Annotated in this window: 4 protein-coding genes; all 4 read right to left on the bottom strand. The window is 49.3% G+C overall.

Annotated features, from left to right (window positions below):
- Positions 1 to 132 precede the first annotated feature (132 nt).
- The gene (locus tag B4923_RS20615; protein WP_109491553.1) at positions 133 to 1,149 is read right to left on the bottom strand and encodes a tyrosine-type recombinase/integrase; all 1,017 of its coding nucleotides are present in this window, start codon (positions 1,147 to 1,149) and stop codon (positions 133 to 135) included.
- A 6-nt stretch (positions 1,150 to 1,155) separates the two neighbouring features.
- A complete protein-coding gene (locus B4923_RS20610) occupies positions 1,156 to 1,374 on the bottom strand; it encodes a DUF4224 domain-containing protein (RefSeq protein WP_109491552.1) in 219 nt (72 codons plus the stop codon).
- Positions 1,375 to 1,497: 123 nt separating this feature from the next.
- Positions 1,498 to 2,598 carry a RecT family recombinase gene (locus tag B4923_RS20605; protein ID WP_109491551.1) on the bottom strand — a complete coding sequence of 367 codons (1,101 nt, stop codon included), beginning with the start codon at positions 2,596 to 2,598 and terminating at the stop codon, positions 1,498 to 1,500.
- A gap of 10 nt (positions 2,599 to 2,608) precedes the next feature.
- Positions 2,609 to 3,396 (bottom strand): PD-(D/E)XK nuclease-like domain-containing protein (locus B4923_RS20600; protein ID WP_211313982.1); only part of this gene is annotated, 788 nt, incomplete at its 5' end.

The raw sequence follows: 3,396 nt of genomic DNA, 5'->3' as shown, positions 1-3,396 counted from the left end.
CTCCGAGGGTTCAAATCCCTCTCTCTCCGCCATTATTCAATCACTTATAAGCACTCTATTCTGTGATAATCCCCGCACTTGGTATATTGTTGGTATATTCACTTGGTATATCAATAATCCAGTTTTGCATATTTATTCGTATTCACTGATTAACGGCAGGTCTAAAGTCGGGGAAACGTTCACTTTTCTATCGTACGTGATTACCTGCGCCTCTGTCTTGTGTCCGCTGAATAACTGCTTGTCGCGGCTGCTTCCCTCGTAGTCAGAAATCCCTTTAGCCTTGATATCATGAAAATGGCATCTGATAGGGCGTCCGAGCTTTTCGCTTGCCGCCGCGCGGGCCCTGCGCCATAGATCATTTAGCCAAGTATAGCTGAACTTGCCGCCGCGCGTGTTTGCGATGATATATCGATGTCCGCCCAGCGTACGGGCCATGTCCAGAGCCGCCAGAAGGCGATCACTGTACGCCTTGATCTGCTTCTTCCCGGTTTTCCCCTGCTGAATGAATAACCCCAATTCCATCTCTTGATCCCACTCCAGATCACGAATATCGCCGTTTCTCGCTGCACACAAATACGATATCTCCATCGCGCACTTCAGCGCCGGGGTGGCTTCTTGGTATATTGCCAGATACTCTTCATCATTAATGTAAACGTCGCGCGCCTTGACAGAGAATTTAGACACGCCGGCGCAAGGGTTGCTTTTTACATAACCACGCTCGTACCCCCATTTATACACGCGGGACATGCTGCTGCGCTCGTGATTAGCCTGCGTGCGCGAACTCTTCCCGCGCAGATCCATAAAACAGCGAATGTGCTCAGGCTTGATATTATCCGCCTTCACCTTACCGAATGTGTGCAATAATTTTTTTTGGTGCTGTAAATAATCATTTCTCGTGCGCTGTGCGAGGTCTTTGTAATATTCGCTGTCGAGAAACATTTCCCACAGGCGACCGAAAGTAATAACGTCTCGCTGCGAATTTATTATTTTATCGTATTTTTCCCACACCTGCGCAATCGACAGATCGCGTATTTTTCCGAGCGTGATAGTTTCTTTCGTGCTGACGGGTTTAAAAACGTAGCTGTATTTATTTTTCCTGACGCGCGGGGGTAATTTATTATCGTCAGGATTGAGTCGCTTCCTTCCCATTTCCCATTATATCCCTTCAAAATTCGGCTGATCTTCGTCTTCAATTGGCGGATCGGTGGGGGCACCGTTTAATACGGCATTCACATGCATCCAGGTAACTCTGGGGTGCCCATCCCGACGAATGACGAATGACACGCCGGAACGCCGCAACACTTCGCATTGTTTTGATGGGTATCTGTACCCCGTCAATTCAACTAATTCGTCGTTTGTCAGTAAATTATTCATGAGGTAACCCCACAGGATCTGGTCATGACCAACAAACGCAGTCATGAAATTACGATATAATTTTTGGTGATTTAGATTTTCTGATATCAGTTTTAAGCGGGAGGCTTTCGCCTCCCCAGACTATTAACTGGTGATATATTCTGGTTTCATATCAAGCAGGGTCGTTGAGAACCCGTCGTACAACTCGTCACCAAGGTGGCGCTTGGCTGCCGCTAGTTTCTTTTCCAGAGCGGCAAATCTCTCCGCGGCACCGGGCTCATCAGGTTGAGGCAGGGAGTTAATCTCCGCTTCGACACTGTTGCGGGCATTGACCAGGTGATAACGTTGCACTGCCTTGTTTTTCAATTCGGTGAATAGTGCGGCGCCGAGGGCTGATTTTTGTGCCTCAATATCTGCACGGATGGCCTTGGCCTGATCCACGTCATTCGCTTTATCAATCTGATTACGAAATTCATCGGCTAGGGAGTCAATATTGCTGGTGGGCTCCTGAGCGGATGCCGTGGTTTCCGGTTCGCCAACCGCGGAGGATTCAGCAATCTCTTTCAGGCTGACGTGGGCCGTATTTGCCGGAGTAATGTCTTTCTCGTTCCGTTCTTCGAGCTCATCAGGCGTGTACACACCTAGAATCACGTCTGGGCAGTAAAGCCGAGACCAACGTTTTACGGCCAAATATGCCATTTGCTGGCGGGGATCGTCAGCCCACAGGGTTGAATTTCTAACACGGGCTTGAGCAAGAAATAATTCCAGCACTCGCGGCTTATCTTCGCCTTTAAGTGTGGCCCAAACTTTTATTCCTACACCTTCCTCATCGGCTAGATTCCAGTTTGGGACGCGGTACTCTTTCCCTTTGTCGTTTTTACGAATAGCAAAACGCCCGATAATTCTTTCCCATGGGCCAAACCATTCGTACTCAAACCGGTTGGACAAAATCCCACTGCGTGAAATCACCGCGTTAACAAGTTGCGCCTCATAACCTAGAACGCCGTTTATGAGGTGGGTCTTCTGCGCGACCGCAAACGGGTTCATCTGCCACTGCGCGGCTTGCATCGCTACTGCCATGCAGTCCGCTTGGTTTCCCTGCAAGTGAGCAGGAACCGTAGCCGCCCCTTGCGCCATAATCTGCGCGAATGCACTAATTGCATTTAGATATTGCGAGTCAAACAGTGCAACGTTTGAGTTAACCACTGTATTTTGATCATTCAGCGATATGTTAGTGTTTTGCATAACTTTCCCCTTATGCCCCGCGCAGCGCTTCAAGGCGGCGCAGGTCAAAATCATTCAGTTCGTCGGTATAGTCTTCGGTTACCGGCGCCGGCCAGGTGTTGGTGTCATATGCGTTGGCGATAGTGCGCATAGTCTTGTGATACTCCAGGGATCCGAGAGCTAGCAGATCGGTTGATGCTTCGATAACAGCCACCCAGTGATATCCGGGATCCTTGTTCACGAAGATCCAGAAGAACTGGTCAAAGTCGGCAACCTCGGAATACATGGCGGCGCTGACGTGGTAATCGCGGTCAATGATTTCCCTGTGAAGTTTTGCCCGGAGATTATCCTGTTTTACCTTTCCGATACTGATAGTTTTCAGGTCGGCGGCGATGCGTAGTCCATTAAGTTCCAGTTCATGATCGGGGCGAACGCGAACTTCCAAACCAGTTTCTTCATCCATACCAAAATAACTAACTTCGACGGAGCGGGACGGGTGCTGTAAAAGCTTACCGGCCGTTGGGTGGGCAAAAAGCTCCTGCTGGATAGCCGTAGCCAATTCGAGTTGTGATTGAGCCAGGATTGTTTTCCCTGCTACGCTCTCCCGCCACTGTTGTTCGAACTCATCCGCAAATACGGCATCCGCAAATACGGCACGGATCGATTCCTGTAATTCCTCTTTCTTACCGGTAAGCTTCAACTGTTCTGCCTTTGGCTTATCGGTGTTGTATTCGCGGATCCATGATTTCAGCGAGTCAGTGTTCGTGAATGCCTCATCTGGCACGCCAGGGAAGACGGCAAACTCTTCATCTAGTTTTT

It is taken from the genome of Brenneria roseae subsp. americana (assembly GCF_003115815.1).
GTDB classification, from domain to species: Bacteria; Pseudomonadota; Gammaproteobacteria; order Enterobacterales; family Enterobacteriaceae; genus Brenneria; species Brenneria roseae.
Note: the sequence above shows the minus strand (reverse complement) of the source record. Positions and strands in the feature narration are given on the sequence as shown.

Bases quoted from the DNA above. Each gene is read 5' to 3' on its own strand.
- B4923_RS20610 (WP_109491552.1), bottom strand. From the start codon at position 1,374: ATGAATAATTTACTGACAAACGACGAATTAGTTGAATTGACGGGGTAC.
- B4923_RS20615 (WP_109491553.1), bottom strand. From the start codon at position 1,149: ATGGGAAGGAAGCGACTCAATCCTGACGATAATAAATTACCCCCGCGC.
- B4923_RS20605 (WP_109491551.1), bottom strand. From the start codon at position 2,598: ATGCAAAACACTAACATATCGCTGAATGATCAAAATACAGTGGTTAAC.